13 protein-coding genes and 1 tRNA gene are annotated in these 16,245 nt (G+C 40.8%); 11 read left to right on the forward strand and 3 right to left on the reverse strand.

The features are described 5' to 3' along the window. Positions 1 to 66: 66 nt before the first annotated feature. A complete protein-coding gene (locus tag BUB05_RS06895) occupies positions 67 to 825 on the forward strand; it encodes an IclR family transcriptional regulator (protein WP_073048859.1) in 759 nt (252 codons plus the stop codon). A 61-nt stretch (positions 826 to 886) separates the two neighbouring features. Here BUB05_RS06895 and ndk read toward each other — a convergent pair whose 3' ends face one another. From ndk to BUB05_RS06910, 3 genes are all read right to left on the reverse strand, one after another. Beyond that, a complete protein-coding gene (gene ndk, locus BUB05_RS06900; protein WP_073048860.1) occupies positions 887 to 1,288 on the reverse strand; it encodes a nucleoside-diphosphate kinase in 402 nt (133 codons plus the stop codon). A 197-nt stretch (positions 1,289 to 1,485) separates the two neighbouring features. Next, positions 1,486 to 2,892, reverse strand: a complete 1,407-nt coding sequence (locus tag BUB05_RS06905; RefSeq protein WP_073048861.1) for a M28 family metallopeptidase — start codon at positions 2,890 to 2,892, stop codon at positions 1,486 to 1,488. A gap of 108 nt (positions 2,893 to 3,000) precedes the next feature. Then, positions 3,001 to 3,077: transfer RNA gene (locus BUB05_RS06910), tRNA-Arg, on the reverse strand. A gap of 160 nt (positions 3,078 to 3,237) precedes the next feature. On the opposite strand from BUB05_RS06910, the gene BUB05_RS06915 reads away from it, so the two are divergent. The 10 genes from BUB05_RS06915 (at position 3,238) to BUB05_RS06960 (ending at position 16,233) form a co-directional block, all read left to right on the forward strand. Further along, on the forward strand, positions 3,238 to 4,455 hold the full coding sequence (locus BUB05_RS06915; protein ID WP_073048862.1) for a S41 family peptidase: 1,218 nt from the start codon (positions 3,238 to 3,240) through the stop codon (positions 4,453 to 4,455). A 186-nt stretch (positions 4,456 to 4,641) separates the two neighbouring features. Then, a complete protein-coding gene (locus tag BUB05_RS06920; RefSeq protein WP_073048863.1) occupies positions 4,642 to 5,100 on the forward strand; it encodes a CtsR family transcriptional regulator in 459 nt (152 codons plus the stop codon). A gap of 12 nt (positions 5,101 to 5,112) precedes the next feature. Beyond that, positions 5,113 to 5,595: a UvrB/UvrC motif-containing protein gene (locus BUB05_RS06925; protein ID WP_073048864.1), complete on the forward strand. Its 483-nt coding sequence runs from the start codon at positions 5,113 to 5,115 to the stop codon at positions 5,593 to 5,595. A 1-nt stretch (position 5,596) separates the two neighbouring features. Then, complete coding sequence (locus BUB05_RS06930) at positions 5,597 to 6,601, forward strand: protein arginine kinase (protein WP_073048865.1); 1,005 nt, start codon at positions 5,597 to 5,599, stop codon at positions 6,599 to 6,601. Between the two features lie 7 nt (positions 6,602 to 6,608). Continuing rightward, complete coding sequence (locus BUB05_RS06935) at positions 6,609 to 9,077, forward strand: ATP-dependent Clp protease ATP-binding subunit (protein ID WP_073048866.1); 2,469 nt, start codon at positions 6,609 to 6,611, stop codon at positions 9,075 to 9,077. Positions 9,078 to 9,275: 198 nt separating this feature from the next. After that, positions 9,276 to 11,321, forward strand: coding sequence for a sigma 54-interacting transcriptional regulator (locus BUB05_RS06940; RefSeq protein ID WP_073048867.1), 2,046 nt, complete (start codon positions 9,276 to 9,278; stop codon positions 11,319 to 11,321). A gap of 273 nt (positions 11,322 to 11,594) precedes the next feature. After that, positions 11,595 to 13,301 carry an ABC transporter substrate-binding protein gene (locus BUB05_RS06945; protein WP_073048868.1) on the forward strand — a complete coding sequence of 569 codons (1,707 nt, stop codon included), beginning with the start codon at positions 11,595 to 11,597 and terminating at the stop codon, positions 13,299 to 13,301. Positions 13,302 to 13,384: 83 nt separating this feature from the next. Then, positions 13,385 to 14,362: an ABC transporter permease gene (locus BUB05_RS06950; protein WP_073048869.1), complete on the forward strand. Its 978-nt coding sequence runs from the start codon at positions 13,385 to 13,387 to the stop codon at positions 14,360 to 14,362. A gap of 11 nt (positions 14,363 to 14,373) precedes the next feature. Further along, positions 14,374 to 15,225 (forward strand): ABC transporter permease, encoded by an 852-nt coding sequence (locus BUB05_RS06955; protein ID WP_073048870.1) that lies wholly within the window; start codon positions 14,374 to 14,376, stop codon positions 15,223 to 15,225. Positions 15,226 to 15,228: 3 nt separating this feature from the next. Further along, positions 15,229 to 16,233 (forward strand): ABC transporter ATP-binding protein, encoded by a 1,005-nt coding sequence (locus tag BUB05_RS06960; RefSeq protein WP_073048871.1) that lies wholly within the window; start codon positions 15,229 to 15,231, stop codon positions 16,231 to 16,233. Positions 16,234 to 16,245: the final 12 nt, after the last annotated feature.

The raw sequence follows: 16,245 nt of genomic DNA on the forward strand, positions 1-16,245 counted from the left end.
AGAGTCTACTGTGTTATTATATACGTACCATAATATGGAATAATTCGTTATAATATAGGAGAGGATATGGGTAAGGAAGGAAATACAATTCAGTCTGTAGACAGAGCTATAGAAATATTGAGAAGCTTTGAACATAATGAGGAGCTGGGCGTCACAGAAATAAGCAAGCTTACAAATCTTCATAAGAGCACCGCTTTCAACCTTATTTCAACACTTGAGAAGGCAGGGCTTTTGTCCAAGGATGCAAATTCGGGAAGGTACAGGCTGGGAATGGAACTTTTCAGATTGGGAACAATGGTGAATTCCAATATTAGAAAAATCTGCGAGCCATATCTGCAGATGCTTGTAGATGAATTTTCAGAGACTGTAAACCTTGTTGCCAGGAATGACCTTCTAGTTATATATCTGGACAAGAAGGACAGCCCTCATTCAATGAGAATCAGTACAGAAGAAGGAACCAGGTTGCCCATGTATATTACTGCTGTTGGAAAGGCAATGATGTCAACATTGTCCGATGATGAAATTAAGAATATATTGAAAAATGTGAGGCTTGTGAAGTTTACGGAAAACACTCTGACGGACAGGGAGGCTATAAGGCTTCAGATACAGTCTGCAAGAGACAGTGGTTATGCAGAAGATCTGCAGGAATATGAAAATGGACTTACATGTGTAGGTGCGCCTATCAGGGATCATACAGGAAGAGCCAACTATGCAATAAGTGTTTCGGGGCCTAACTCGAGAATGACCAAGGAAGTCAGGAAGAAAATAGGTGACAGACTGGTTGAGCTGACGGCTCAAATATCAAAAAAACTGGGATATTTTTAAGCAAAACTAAAACAGGAGGCTCAGCCTCCTGTTTTTAAGTTTTAATGATTTTAGTCTAATGTTATTGCTGGAACCATATGCTGATTTCTCTTTCCGCTTCTTCATTTGATGCTGAAGAATGGACTGCATTCATGGTCAATCCTGTGCCGTATGTCTTTCTTATGGTTCCTTCCTCGGCTTCAAAGGGATTGGTGCTTCCGTTTATCCTTCTGATTTCCTTAATGGCATTATTGCCGGAAAGAACCATGGCTACCACTCTATCGCTTCTCATGAATTCAATCAACTCTCCGTAAAAATCCTTGCCCTTGTGTTCCTCGTAATGTCTGGATAACAACAGTTCGTCTGGAATGAGTATTTTTATCTGTTCAATCTGGAAATCGTTCTTTTCGTAGATTGAGATAATATTTCCAACATTCTTGCTCTTAACAGCATCGGGCTTAATCAATACAAGTGATCTTTCCAAACTTTTCTACCTCTCTTATTATGAAGTTAATGGCAGTAACAGTCCAAGAACTATGGCGATAACCACAGCCAGGGACATGAATTTTTTGAATTTACTTGAATATAACATTATGTATTCTCCATTCTGTAATTCCCACAAAATACATAATATTCCTTTTTGGGGGATTTGTCAAATTTTGAAAACTGTTCTCAATTGTGCTAGTAAGCTGTTTCTAGTATGAATTCCGCAAGAAATACTGCAATCTCCGCAGTCCTGTTCACATCCATGTTATCCAGGGTGTCTCCGGGATAGTGTATTCCGTCCATATCCTCATGGATAAGTGTCACTGAAGGTATTCCCTTCATCTCAAATGGAAGGTTGTCGCTTGCTCCTTCGTTGGAGTACTGTGTTTCCATGCCCAGATCGTCGGCAAAGTCCGCCAGCTCATCCTGCAGTTTTTCCGAATGAGGATACGAAGAGAGAAGGGTAAGAGGCAATGCTTCTTTGGATCCAACCATGTCCATGTTTATGACTGTTGTATTATCGCTTGTGAAATTCGAATTTCTTGCAAGATAAGTGGAGCCGTAGAGGTTTTCCTCCTCTCCGTTGAAAAGAACGAAGTACAGGTTTATATCAGGCTCCTGGTCAATGCTGCTGAAGTATCTTGCCAGCTCCATTACTGTTGCAGTACCTGAAGCGTTGTCCAGCGCTCCCGGATTGTAGGTGCCATTGAGATTGTCTCCAACATGGTCCATATGTGCGCTGATGACAAGGTTTGTCGATGTTTTTTTACCTGGTATCATTGCCGCTATATTTGAAGCATTTGAACTCCTTGCCTCATAATCCGATTCCATATGAATTTTGAAATTTTTGTCCTTTGAATCCGACAGGTCCTTGAATATATCCTGTTCAACCAGGTAAAACATGAAGCCGTTGGGATTGTCTCCAGTATACCTGTATAGTGAAGAATATCTTATGAGATGTCCATAGACATAGTCCTGATATTCCGTTTCTTCCAGTACCAAACCTTCTGTTCCCGTGTTTTTGCAGAAGGAATATATTTCATCACTTTCAATGATGCCGCGTATTTCGGAAGATATGAGAAGAGCCTTTCCTGAAAGGTCTTTCTGCCTGTCTTTAAAGAAGGAAGCATCATCAGCAATTACCATTTCCAGTACCTTTTCATTCTTGAGGCTGACTCCATCCATTACGGCATTTGTAAAGTCATCAAGGAATTCATATTCCTTAGCTGTTGAGCCGTATTCATCCAATAGTGACAGTTTGGGTGTGGAATTCATCAAGAATACAGTCTGGGTGTAGTCCTGTCTGTAGTTTGATGCAAAATCGGCACTTTCAATTCCCGTTGATGCAAAATAATCTGCAATATAATCTACGGCAAGGTTGTTCCCTGTCGTTCCTGTAAGCCTGCCCGCGTATTTTTCGGAGGAAAGCTCGCTTATTGTATGTTCTATATTTGCTGTTGAGATATCATTTGAAGGGTTTGTATCTTTTGATGTGATTGTACTTGATGGTGTGTCTGACTGAGGGATATCAGCAGGCTCGGTGCAGCCTGTAAGTGCAAGTATCAATGCAATGAACAGGCAGATTGATAAATGTTTATTCATAAGATCACTCCATATCCATATATATAAATTCTAACATATATATGATACAGAAGTATGTACATAAAATTAAATTTTTGCAACAAGAAGGCAGTTGCACTGCATAAAAAATGGTGCTCCCAGTAGGACTCGAACCCACAACACCCGGTTCCGAAGACCGGTGCTCTATCCAGTTGAGCTATAGGAGCACGCAACATATCTATTATAAGTATTTTGTATCATTAAATCAAGTATATTTTGAAATGGAATTAATACAAATTTAAGTATTACTGTGGTATAATGTTGGAAGCACAAAAAAACAGCTCCGCAGCGCTGACAAATAATTACAGTTTAAAGAAGGAGAAACTAATGATATCAAAAACTAAAGCTTTTTTCACGGTGCTTGTTGCCGTTGTTATAACCATAGTGGTCACTACTGCTGCAAACAACTATTTTGCGATAAAAAACTATGACAAGGTTATAATTACCGATGACAAATATATTGAATATGAAACAATGAAGGACAAGTACAACAAGATGGAATACATAGAAGGTTTTGTGGAGGAAAACTTCTTGTATGACATTGAGGAAGGGGAGCTTTACGAGGGTGCGCTTAAGGGAATGCTTGACATACTTGATGACCCATATTCTGAATATATGACTGAGGATGAATTCAACGATCTCATAGAGCAGACTTCTGGAGAATACAGCGGCATAGGTGTCTATGTATCCGTTACGGAGGACAACAGGATTGTCATAGTTGCACCTATTGAGGATACACCTGCAGATCAGGCAGGACTCAAGACAGGGGACTACATATCCAAGGTCAATGGAGTTAAGTATGCAGGAGACGAGCTTTCAGATGCAGTGGACGTCATGAAGGGCAAGCCTGGTACTGATGTCGACATAACCATTACAAGGGAAGGCGACGATGGCGTTGAATTTGATTTTGACGTTACAATAACCAGGGACAACATAAAGATAAAGACAATCAAGTACGACATGCTTGAAGATGACATAGGATATATAAGGATAACAACCTTTGACCAGCAGACGGATGCAGACTTCAAGGATGCCTTGAATGATCTGGAATCCCAGGGGATTACCGGTCTTATAGTTGATTTGAGATACAATCCTGGAGGACTTATTACAAGTGTTTCTGAAATTGCAGACGAACTTCTTGGAGAAACCATCATAACCTATACACAGACAAAATATGGAGAAAGGGAATACTACTATTCCGACAAGGACAAGATAGATGTTCCTCTGGCGGTTCTTATCAACGAGGGAAGCGCAAGTGCTTCGGAAATATTGTCGGGAGCAGTGAAGGATACGGGTTCGGGAGTTCTCATAGGAACAAAAACCTTTGGGAAGGGTATCGTACAGAGGATAATACCCCTGGCCGATGGAGCGGGTCTCAAGCTTACGGTTTCCGAATATTTCACGCCAAATGACATAAACATACATGGAGTGGGAATAGAGCCGGACGTCTACCTTGAAATGGATGACGACGTACTGTACGGACCTGAATACATTGATGAAGACATACAGCTTCAAAGAGCAGTAGAAATAATAAACATGCAGTAAAGATAAAACAGTGTCCGCCGGAACCAGGAAGGGTTTGCGGCGGATTTTGTATAGCTGCTATCTTGAATAAAAAATTAGCACTTGATTTTTGTTTTTCAGGTGCTATAATAAAATTATAAAGGTCAAAGAAAGTCAAAGTCAAAGACAGACAAAGTCGAATTTTATCTTGAAAATGGAGGTGGTTTGATGGCGAGTTTGAGTGATGTAATCGAGGAATATATAATTGGCATCATGGCCCATGCGGACAAGGACAGCATAGATATCCAGAGAAATATCCTTGCCCAGAGATTCCAGTGCGCTCCTTCTCAGATCAACTATGTACTTACGACTAGATTCAGCAACGACAGAGGATATGTGGTTGAAAGCAGAAGAGGTGGAGGAGGATATGTAAGGATATACAAGATGAACGTGGACGGCAATGACCACATAGAAAAGATCATCAGGGACTCCATAGGAGACAGCCTTACAAAGACGAGAGCTGAAAGTATAATCAACAGCCTCATTGACAACAATATTATAAATGAAAGAGAAAAGCATATAATGACCAGGGCTCTTAGCGACAGATCCTTGAAGAAGATTTTTCACGGTGACAGAAATACAATAAGGGCCGACCTGCTCAAGGAAATGCTTTTGATTCTGGTTTAGGGAGGTCATGTGATGTTATGCGATGAATGCGGAAAAAACAATGCCACCGTACATCTGACGAAGATTGTAAACGGAAAAAGAAGCGAGGCTCATTTGTGCCAGCAGTGTGCAAGAAAGTATACCAATTTGAATACGAACTTTTCAATACAGAATATAATGTCGGGATTTTTGACTGATGTTCACGGGATTGAAAAAAGCAAACCACTTGTTTGCGAAAATTGCGGATTGACTTATGAAGAGTTCAAAAGAACGGGGAAGTTCGGATGCAGCAGGTGCTACAGTGCTTTTGAGAAGGAGGTTGCGCCGTTTGTAAGGAATATTCACAGTCACGACAGCCATGTGGGAAAAATCCCATTGAAGGCAGGCAAGGAGTTGAAAAGTAAAAAGGAACTTGAAGACCTTAAGTTCAAACTGAGAGAAGCTGTTGAAAACGAAGAGTATGAGAAGGCGGCGGAATACAGGGATAAAATAAAAAAAATGGCAGAGGGTGATTAGGATGGTATCTTGGTTGAAGAATTCGGGTAAGGACAGAGATGTTGTGGTAAGCAGCAGGGTAAGACTGGCGAGGAACTTGTCCAACTATAATTTCCCCACAAAGATGACGAGTGTTGATATGGATGAAGTCTATAAAGATGTGGTGGCCGCCTTGGGAAATGGTGGTTTCACTTCCTTCAGAATTAGTGACATACCATATCTTGAAAAGATCATGCTTGTTGAAAAGCATGTGATCAGTCCGGCTCTCATCGAAAAAAACGAAAGCGGATTTTCCATGACGGAGGATGAAACAGCAACGGTCATGATAAATGAAGAGGACCATATAAGGATTCAAGTTCTGGATTCGGGTCTTTCCCTTGAAAATACATGGAAAAGAGCGGACGAACTGGATAATCTCCTGGAAGAAAAGGTGGAATATGCATATGATGAAAAAGTAGGTTATCTTACTGCGTGTCCCACTAATCTGGGAACAGGAATGAGAGCATCCGTTATGATACATCTTCCTGCACTGGAGTTGACGAGGCAGGTGAATAAGGTTCTATCGCCTGTAGCGCAGTTTGGATTGGCTGTTAGGGGAGTATATGGTGAAGGAACCAAGGCTATGGGATCACTTTATCAGATATCAAACCAGATTACCATGGGAGACAGGGAAGAAACCATAATAAGGAAGATAGAAAATATTGCAGGACAGATTTCCGAAAAGGAAAGGATGGCCAGGAAATATCTTCTTGAAAACGACAGAACAAATTATGAAGACAGAATATTCAGGGCTTATGGAATTTTGAAGAATGCAAGGAAGATTTCCCATGAAGAAGCTGCAAAACTGCTTTCCTATGTGAAACTGGGAATAGATGCTGAAATAATCAAGAATAACGATATAAACGAACTAGACAAGCTGTTCATAGAAATTCAGCCTGCAAGCATACAGTTCATAGAAAGAAAAGAAATGGATACAAATGAAAGGGATATCAAAAGAGCAGAAATACTTAGAGATGAAATAAAATAATGAGGTGATGATTATGTTAGGAAAGGAATTTAGCGAATTGACAAAACGGGCTGTAGAAGAAGCGCAGAAGAAAGCTCAGGAATTCAAGCATAATGTATTGGGCTCGGAACACCTTCTTTTGGGGCTGGTGATTGAACAAAGCGGAGTTGCGGGAAGGGTTCTTCGGAAAAATGGTCTGACTGCTCAAAATGTTGAGAATAGCATTTTGAACATAGTAGGGAAGGGCAACAGTGAACCTTCATACTTGTCATTGAGCCCCAGAACAAAAAACATCATTGAAGTAGCAGGAAAGTATTCTGTTAAGTATGGATTCAACTATATAGAAACAGAGCATATGCTTCTTGGAATACTTGCTGAAGGCGAGGGTGTGGCATCTATAATTCTCAAGGAATTCAAGATGACTCCTGAAAAGATCAGAAACGATATTCACGGTGAACTCAATGACAAGAGAAAGAATGGTACGGAAAAGTCACCGGTGAAAAACAAGAAAAGCCACAATTTAAAAACTCTTGAGAAGTACGGCAAGGATTTGAATGAGCAGGCCAGAATGGGCAAGTTGGACCCTGTAATTGGCAGAAAGGAAGAAATACAGAGGATTATACAGGTGCTGAGCAGGAGAACAAAGAATAATCCGGTACTCATAGGAGAGCCTGGTGTAGGTAAGACTGCCATAGCAGAAGGATTGGCCCAGCAGATAGAAGAAGGTACGGTGCCCGAGATACTGAAAGACAAGATAGTTGTAACCCTTGACCTTGCCAGCATGGTAGCCGGATCGAAGTACAGGGGTGAATTTGAAGAAAGGCTCAAGAAGGTAATGGATGAAATAAAGGAAGACGGACAAGTGATAATGTTCCTTGACGAGCTTCATACTGTAATAGGAGCAGGTGGAGCCGAGGGAGCCATAGATGCTTCCAATATTTTGAAACCTGCCCTTTCAAGAGGTGAAATCCAGGCTATCGGTGCGACAACAATTGACGAGTACAAGAAACATATCGAAAAGGATGCTGCCCTTGAAAGAAGATTTCAGCCTGTAATGGTTGAAGAGCCAACAATAGAGGAAACCATTGAAATAATCAAGGGTCTGAGAGATAAGTATGAAGCCCATCACAAGGTCACCATAACAGATGAAGCAATAGATGCTGCTACAAAACTGTCCCACAGATACATTTCAGACAGGTTCCTGCCCGACAAGGCCATTGACCTTATTGATGAATCGTGCTCAAGGGTGAGGATTGAATCTGTTACTGCACCTCCTGATTTCAATGAACTTGAGAGAAATATTGAAAAGGTGACCCAGGAAAAACAGACTGCCATCAAATTGCAGAAATTTGAAGAGGCTGCAGAACTCAGAGACAAGGAAAAATTCCTAACAACCGAACTTGAGGACAAGAGGAAGAACTGGAGAAAGAAAAGCTATAAGGACTCTGCCCATATCGGATATGACGACATTGCTGATATCGTGTCTCAATGGACGGGAATACCTGTTAAAAAGATGAACGCCGATGAATCGGAGAAACTTCTCAACATGGAAAAGATACTTCATGAAAGAGTGGTAGGACAGAATCAGGCTGTTGAAGCCGTTTCGAAAGCCATAAGAAGGGCAAGAGTAGGACTCAAGGATCCGTCCAAACCTATTGGTTCGTTCATATTCCTGGGACCTACAGGAGTAGGAAAGACAGAGCTTTCGAAGGCTCTTGCAGATGCCATGTTTGGAGACGAGGATGCCATAATAAGGATAGACATGTCCGAATACATGGAGAAACATTCCGTATCCAAGCTTATAGGTTCACCACCGGGATATGTAGGTTTCGACGAGGGTGGACAATTGACTGAAAAGGTAAGGAGAAAGCCATATTCCGTAATACTCTTTGACGAGATTGAAAAGGCCCATCCTGATGTGTTCAATATCCTTCTTCAGTTGCTTGACGATGGAAGGATGACGGATTCCAAGGGAAGGACCGTAAACTTCAAGAATACGGTAATAATACTTACATCAAATGTTGGTGCAAGTACAATCAAGAAGCAGAAGACACTTGGATTTGCAACCGGTGGGGAGGAGAACCAGGAGAAAAGCGATTATCTGAAAATGAAGGAAAATGTTACTGAACAGCTGAAAAAAACTTTCAGACCTGAATTCCTTAACAGACTTGATGAAATAATCGTGTTCCATTCATTGAACAAGGAAAATATCAAGGAAATAGTTACTCTCATGGTAGGAAGCCTTCAAAAAAGACTGGATGAGCTTGGAATAAAAATAGAAGTCAGTGAAGAAGCCAGGGACTTCCTTGCAGATACAGGATATGATCCTGTGTTTGGTGCAAGACCTTTGCAGAGAACAATAAGGAAGATGATTGAGGACTCCCTGTCTGAAGCGTTGCTCAAGGGAGACATAAGCAAGAATGATACAATCCTTGTAAATGTCAAGGATGGAAAACTTGACTTTACAAGAAAAAATGAAGAACCCGCCTTAGGCTGATCATCATCTCTAGGACGTGCCCGTACCGTTTAGGTGCGGGTGCGTCCGTTTTTATTGCTGTGGATGGTGATGCGAAGCTGACTCTATCAAGTTTAGGTATTTGATTTTTGAGTTGTGTGCATTTATACTGTTGTTAGGTTAATTATAAATGAATGGTTGGATTGTTTGTGTTTTGACTATATAAAGGAAGGGTAATTCATGAAAAAACTTATGGTTGTTTCGAGGGCTGACAAGATTGGTAAATACTATTGCGATGAGCTGAGAGATTTTTTTGAGGATAGAATTCAGATAGACTATATCGTAGATGATGATCCTGAAATAAGCAAAATAAGCAGTTATGAAATGATACTAATCACCACAAACTCCATAATAAAAAAGATTATCCACCTGGTGGACGAAAATAGTAAGATTCTCAGGGTTCTTAAAAACATGGATCCCGAAGGAGTGGAAAGGCTTAACAGGATACCATATGGAGCTGAGGCTCTTGTTGTCAATGTAGGACCTAAGATGGCTTCCGAGAGTATATATCTAATCTATGCTTGTGGGAGACATGATCTTGAGCTTTACCCGTATTATCCTGGAATAGATGGGTACAAGAAACTTGAATATATAATAACCCAGGGTGAACCGGACATAGTTCCTGATTATGGTGGAGAAGTTATAGATATACTGAATACGACAATAGACAACAAGATTTTTCTTGAAATAATATCCTTTTTCAACCTGGACAGGAAGGAACTTCTTGACAAACTAATGGAAAGGAATTCATACAGGGATGACGAAGGTGACGGAATTTCATTTGTTATAAATGAGAGATATATGCTTGAAAATATAATAAATGTGTTGTTTGAAAACCTCAACGAGGGTGTGTTGATATACAACGATATGGGTATTGTGACCAGCAGCAGTTCAAGTGCTCAGTCCATACTTAATAAGGCAACGCACAATATCTCCGGAAGGAAAATCACTGATCTCATACCTGTAGGAGACTATGATGTCATGGGAAATGATGCAATGGAGACTGTGGTTAAAATAGGGGATATTCCTGTAATCTGTAATATAATGCCTAAGATGACTCTTGGAAGCAATGATTACGGGCTGGTCATACTAAAGAAATATACGGATACTGAAATGAAGATGCACATGTACAAGAAGGAGCTAATGGACAAGGGGCACAGGTCAAAATACGATATTGACGACATAGTTGGTTCCAGTGCTGAAATGAAAAAACAGAAGGATATAGCTGTTAGAATGGCAAAAAGTGATTCTACGGTACTTATAATAGGAGAAAGCGGAACTGGTAAGGAGCTTTTTGCGCATGTAATCCACAATAATTCAAGAAGGCGCAAGGAACAGTTTGTTGCTGTCAATTGTTCCGCCATACCTGAATCCCTTCTTGAAAGTGAACTTTTCGGATATAGCGATGGAGCTTTTACGGGAGCTAAAAAAGGAGGAAAGAAAGGTCTTTTTGAAATTGCCAATGGAGGGACTCTTTTTCTGGATGAAATCGGGGAGATGCCACTTCATCTTCAGAACAGGCTTTTGAGGGTTCTTCAGGAAAAGGAGATAATGAGAGTTGGAAGCAATTCCATCATAAAGATAGATGTAAGGATAATAGCAGCTACCAATGTAGATCTCATGAAGCAGGCCAGGGCCGGGAAATTCAGGAAGGATCTGTTTTACAGGATCAGTGTTCTTCCTCTGGTTGTGCCTCCGCTACGCAAGAGAGGCAATGACGTTCTTGAAATATTTGACAGGATAGCCTCCGAAAAAGGTGATAAAATTGAATTGTCGGAAGAAGTGAAAAAGTTTTTTGTTGAATATTCTTGGGAAGGTAATGTAAGGGAAGTGAGGAATTGTGTGGAATACTTAATAAACCTGGGCAAGGATATAGTGAAATTGGATGACTTGCCTGAAAGCATGAAGCTTGCATCTCTTCTTGATGGAAATGAAATGGGACTGCAAGATGATGTTGTCGGTGAAGTGACGGAGGGGGCAAACATTCGTGAAAACGTGGATATAGATATGGAAATTCTGAAGATTCTTTACGAGAAAAACAGCAGGAATATGAAGATTGGCAGAAAGCAGCTTTCTGAAGAATTAAGGAGAGTGGGCATATTTCTAGGTGAGCAGGAAGTGAGGAATAAATTGTTGCTTCTTCAGAAAAAAGGATTTGTTGCAATTGGAAAAGGAAGAGGTGGCACCAAGATCACCGCTGCTGGAGTAGGAAAACTTAATCAGTAAAACTGTATCAACTGTATTAATTGTACGTTAAATACAATTAATACAGTTGATTTTTGTTTGATGCAAATTATTTCAGATAATAGTCACACTTCAAATACAAAAATAAATCTTTTTAATTTATTGATTTGCCTTTTTATGTAGGGAACTGAAAGGGTTACAGGGTTAAACCGAATAAAGGATAGGAAAAAATCAATTTAAAGAGCTACTTTTGGCATGAGGTTTGCACTATAAAATATCAGATAAAAATATTTAACAAAAGAGAGGAGAGTTTAAATGAAAAAATTCAGTAGGATTATTGCATTGCTCACAGTGCTGGTTATGATGTTGGGGTTGGCTGTAGGATGCGGCCCTAAAAAAGAACCTGAGGCACTTGTAGAGAATACTGAAGTAACTGAAAACCTGGACCCTGCCGACAAGGTTCCTGCAATCAACTTCTGGATTCAGTCTCAGACAAAAGACCCATTGAGATATGAATCTGCGCTTATGATGGCGGAAGAATGGAAGAAACTTGGATTTGAAATTGAACTTGAAACAAGAGAGTGGGCTACTATGTCTGCCGAGGGAATGAAGGCCCACGAGCATGACATGTTCATTTGCAAGTGGGGTGGAAAGCCTGAGAGAGTCGACCCGTATCATTGGCTGTACTCAATGCATCATTCAGTCAATGCTTCTGAAGGTGGATATAATGTAGCGGGATATATCAATCCTGATTATGATGCACTTGCTGATGAATTTGCAACAAATCTTGACCTTGATGCCAGAAAGGCTGCAGCTTTTGAAATGCAGTCCATTCTTGCAAGTGACGTTCCACAGCCTCCAATGTTCAAGCTTCAGCTTAAGAATGCCTACAACAAGGCGAAATTCACAAACATCACACCGGGCGTGGGCCTTGGAGTGTACAGCTTCTGGAACTTCATGAACATCACTCCTTTGACTGAGGACAAGATACTTACCCTGGGGCAGACTACGGATATTCAGCTTCTGAATCCTTTGGCAACAAAGACGGGTCAGGACATCTACATGCTTAAGAACATTTACGATCCTCTTGTGAGACTTGATGTTGATGGCAACGTGGTTAAATGGCTTGCGGAGGATATCAATGAAATCGATGGAACCCATATCGAAGTTACAATAAGAGACGACTTCAAGTTCCATGATGGAGAACCTCTTACGGTTGAAGATGTCAAGTTTACATTCGATTTTGCGAAAGAAGTGAATTCGCCTACATATGCATCACATGTAAGAATCATAGAGTCTGTTGAAATAACAGGAGAAAATACAGTTCTGTTTACACTAACAGACACATATGCACCTTTCCTTTCAAACACATTGTCGCAGTGTCTGATACTCCCTGAGCATATCTGGAGTCAGGTATATGAGGAAAAGGGAGCGGAGGGTGCACTTACGTGGGAGAACTCTAATCCTATAGGGTCAGGTCCATTCGTATTCGAATACTGGCGACCTAACGAGGAATTTTCGCTTACAACAAACAAGGATTATTTCATGCAGCCTAAGATAGACGGTATCCTTAGAATACCTTTTTCACAACAACTTGGTCTTGTACAGGCTCTTATAACTGAAGAAATAGACCTTACTTCAAACAATATGAAGCCAATAGACATTGAAGAAGTTGAAAAGAATGAAAATGTTGAAATAATTGAGCTGGTAGACGAAGGTAGCTATATTCTTCACTTGAACCTTAGAAAGGAGCCGTTTGATGATGTGACAATAAGAAGGGCACTTACTTTGGGAATACCTAGACAAAAAATCATATCGGTTGTATTTGATGGTGGAGCGTTGAAGACTTTCTCTATGGTACCTGAGAGCAACACATTCTGGTACAATCCTGACGTAGAAAAACTTGACTACGATCTTGAAGCCGCAAGACAGGAGCTTAAGGATGCAGGATTCAGATGGGACGGAGAAGGAAAACTTTACTATCCAGAGAACTATACACCTCAAATGCTGTATTCTGAATAATATCAAACTATAACATTGACCGGCAGGATGGCCATTCTGCCGGTCGGTTTCAAACAAAACATTTGAAGTAGATTGGAGAAAATATGAGATTATCAAAGTATATTTTAAAAAGACTTGTATTAGCGTTTCTTACGCTGATGATACTTGTATCAATAGTATTTTTCATGTTCAGGGTAATACCCGGAGACCCTGTCAGTATGTTCATAGATTCGGGACTTGATCAGGAATCACAGGAACTCATGCTTAAACTTTACGGATTGGACAAGTCTCTTCCAGAGCAATACTTCATATACATGAAGGGATTATTCCAGGGGGACCTTGGAAATTCATTCACATATGGAAAACCTGTACTTGATGTAATAGGAGAACGATTCCTTAACACTATTGTACTGACTACCACATCGCTGATAATTGCATATTCCATTGCAATATCAGTAGGGAGTTTCCTCGCTTGGCACAGAAATTCAAGGATAGATATCATAGGCACAATACTTGCGCTCGTTGTAAGATGCGCACCGGTTTTCTGGACAGGAATGATTCTTCTGTCAATATTTGCATTCAATCTTGGATGGTTGCCTCTTGGAGGAATGGTTACAAGCGGAACAAACTTTACAAGCTTCTTCGACAAGGTGTTCAGCATTGACTTTCTGAAGCACCTTATCCTTCCTGCCACTGCATCAGCTCTTTACTCCATGGCAACACCCACCCTCATGATGAGAACATCAATGCTTGAGGTAGTGAAAGAAGACTATATAGAGCTTGCATATGCAAAAGGAATACCTGACAAGAAAGTTAGAAGGAAGCATGCGATGAGAACGGCGCTTCTTCCCGTAGTTACAATGTTTGCTGTTGCAGCAGGACTGGCAATAGGCGGGTCTGTACTTACAGAGACGGTTTTCAGATGGCCTGGAATGGGAAGAGAAATAGTACTGGCAGTAGGTTCGAGAGACTATCCGATGGCCCAGGGGGCATTCCTCTTCATAGGATTTGCGACAATAATGTTCAATCTTCTTGCGGACATACTTTATGCATACCTTGACCCAAGGGTTTCATTGGACTAGGAGGAATATAAATGAAAAATTTAGTGAAGCTTTTCAGAAAAAACAAAACGGGAGTAGCGGGACTTATAATTTTCGTATTTTTCATACTCGTTGCAATATTTGCGAACCAGATCGCTCCCTATGACCCCATGGAAATACAGTTCTTCCAGGATGGTAATGTAAAAAGACTGCTGCCGCCATCATCGGAGCATCTCCTTGGTACAACATACATGGGAAGAGATGTATTCTCACAGATGGTAATAGGATCAAGAGTAGCTGTTCTCGTTGGAGTAATATCCGCAATATGTGTTGCCTTTATAGGGACTAATATAGGATTGATTGCAGGATATTTCGGCGGCAAGGTAGACAGGGTACTCATGGGTATAGTCGATGTAATGTACGGACTTCCATTCCTTCCCTTTGCTCTGATTCTGGTATCTGTTCTGGGGCCTGGAGTACAGAATGTAATACTAGCCATTGTCCTCATAACATGGCGTAACTCTTCAAGGGTTATCCGTTCTCAGGTGTTGTCACTGAAAAACAGAACATTCATAGAAGCTGCAAAGCTCAGTGGAGCAAGCGACAGGAGAATACTCTACAAGCATATTGCTCCCAATGTTATACCTATTTCATTGATATACGTATCAACATCAATGGCTGCAGCAATTATGACAGAATCAAGCATCAGCTTCCTTGGCCTGGGAGACCCAATACAGGTAAGCTGGGGACGCATACTTTTTACATGTTACTCTTCACAGGCCATGTTCAAGGCGCCGTGGTGGATTCTTCCTCCTGGTATAGCAATAACACTACTTGTACTTTCCGGATACCTTATGGGAAGAGCCTTCGAAGAAATTGCAAATCCGAAACTAAGGGAGAGATAAGAAATGGCACTATTAGATTTGAAAAATTTATCAATAGAATACAAGCTTTCAGATGGGAAGTTGAAAGCCGTAGACGATGTGTCCCTGACAATTGACAATGGAGACATACTTGGTCTTGTTGGAGAAAGTGGATGCGGTAAAAGTACCCTTATAAAGGGAATAATCAACCTTCTGCCTTCAAATGGAAAGGTAACGGAAGGAGAGGTTGTTTTCAACGACGAGGTTCTTAACAAGCTGTCTGTTGAAGACATGAGAAAGAAGAGATGGAAGGAAATATCTCTCATAACACAAAGTGCAATGAATTCCCTGAATCCCGTTTACAAGGTAGGGAAGCAGATAATAGAGCCCATGATTGAGCATGATAAAACACCTAAAGATGAAGCAATGAAGAAGGCCGAGCAGCTTTTTGAACTTGTAGGTCTTGAAAAGGGAAGGCTACAGGACTATCCTCATCAGTACAGCGGTGGAATGAAGCAGAGAGCCATAATAGCAATGTCTCTTGCCCTTGATCCGAAGCTTATAATTGCAGATGAGCCAACAACTGCCCTTGACGTTATAGTACAGTCTCAGATTCTTGAAAGGATCAACATGCTCCTAAATCAGTACGACGGGTCAATGATTCTGGTTACCCACGACATATCTGTTGTTGCACAGACCTGTACAAAGGTTGCGGTAATGTATGGTGGAAAGATCATAGAATACGGTGATGTAAATCAGGTTCTAAAGAGGCCTAACCATCCATATACAATGGGTCTTAAGAATGCATTTCCGTCACTGGTTGGAGATAAGAAGGAATTGATTTCCATAGAAGGAACTCCTCCTGACTTGTCCAAGGAAATTATAGGGTGCAGATTTGCAGAAAGATGTCCTTTCGTTCAGGGAAAATGCAGAAAAGGTGAAATCAAGAAGACTTCAGTTAAAAATGGATATTTCTACTGTGCAAGGGCTGAAGAAAGGGACGAGTTGATGAAGCAGGCAGATATTCCAAGCACATGGGAATCTAATTAATAGGAGAAATGC

The organism is Dethiosulfatibacter aminovorans DSM 17477 (assembly GCF_900142005.1).
Lineage (GTDB): Bacteria > Bacillota > Clostridia > Tissierellales > Dethiosulfatibacteraceae > Dethiosulfatibacter > Dethiosulfatibacter aminovorans.

Coding starts and splice junctions, on each gene's coding strand:
- BUB05_RS06895 (WP_073048859.1), top strand. CDS start 67: ATGGGTAAGGAAGGAAATACAATTCAGTCTGTAGACAGAGCTATAGAA.
- BUB05_RS06905 (WP_073048861.1), bottom strand. CDS start 2,892: ATGAATAAACATTTATCAATCTGCCTGTTCATTGCATTGATACTTGCA.
- BUB05_RS06915 (WP_073048862.1), top strand. CDS start 3,238: ATGATATCAAAAACTAAAGCTTTTTTCACGGTGCTTGTTGCCGTTGTT.
- BUB05_RS06920 (WP_073048863.1), top strand. CDS start 4,642: ATGGCGAGTTTGAGTGATGTAATCGAGGAATATATAATTGGCATCATG.
- BUB05_RS06925 (WP_073048864.1), top strand. CDS start 5,113: ATGTTATGCGATGAATGCGGAAAAAACAATGCCACCGTACATCTGACG.
- BUB05_RS06930 (WP_073048865.1), top strand. CDS start 5,597: ATGGTATCTTGGTTGAAGAATTCGGGTAAGGACAGAGATGTTGTGGTA.
- BUB05_RS06935 (WP_073048866.1), top strand. CDS start 6,609: ATGATTATGTTAGGAAAGGAATTTAGCGAATTGACAAAACGGGCTGTA.
- BUB05_RS06940 (WP_073048867.1), top strand. CDS start 9,276: ATGAAAAAACTTATGGTTGTTTCGAGGGCTGACAAGATTGGTAAATAC.
- BUB05_RS06945 (WP_073048868.1), top strand. CDS start 11,595: ATGAAAAAATTCAGTAGGATTATTGCATTGCTCACAGTGCTGGTTATG.
- BUB05_RS06950 (WP_073048869.1), top strand. CDS start 13,385: ATGAGATTATCAAAGTATATTTTAAAAAGACTTGTATTAGCGTTTCTT.
- BUB05_RS06955 (WP_073048870.1), top strand. CDS start 14,374: ATGAAAAATTTAGTGAAGCTTTTCAGAAAAAACAAAACGGGAGTAGCG.
- BUB05_RS06960 (WP_073048871.1), top strand. CDS start 15,229: ATGGCACTATTAGATTTGAAAAATTTATCAATAGAATACAAGCTTTCA.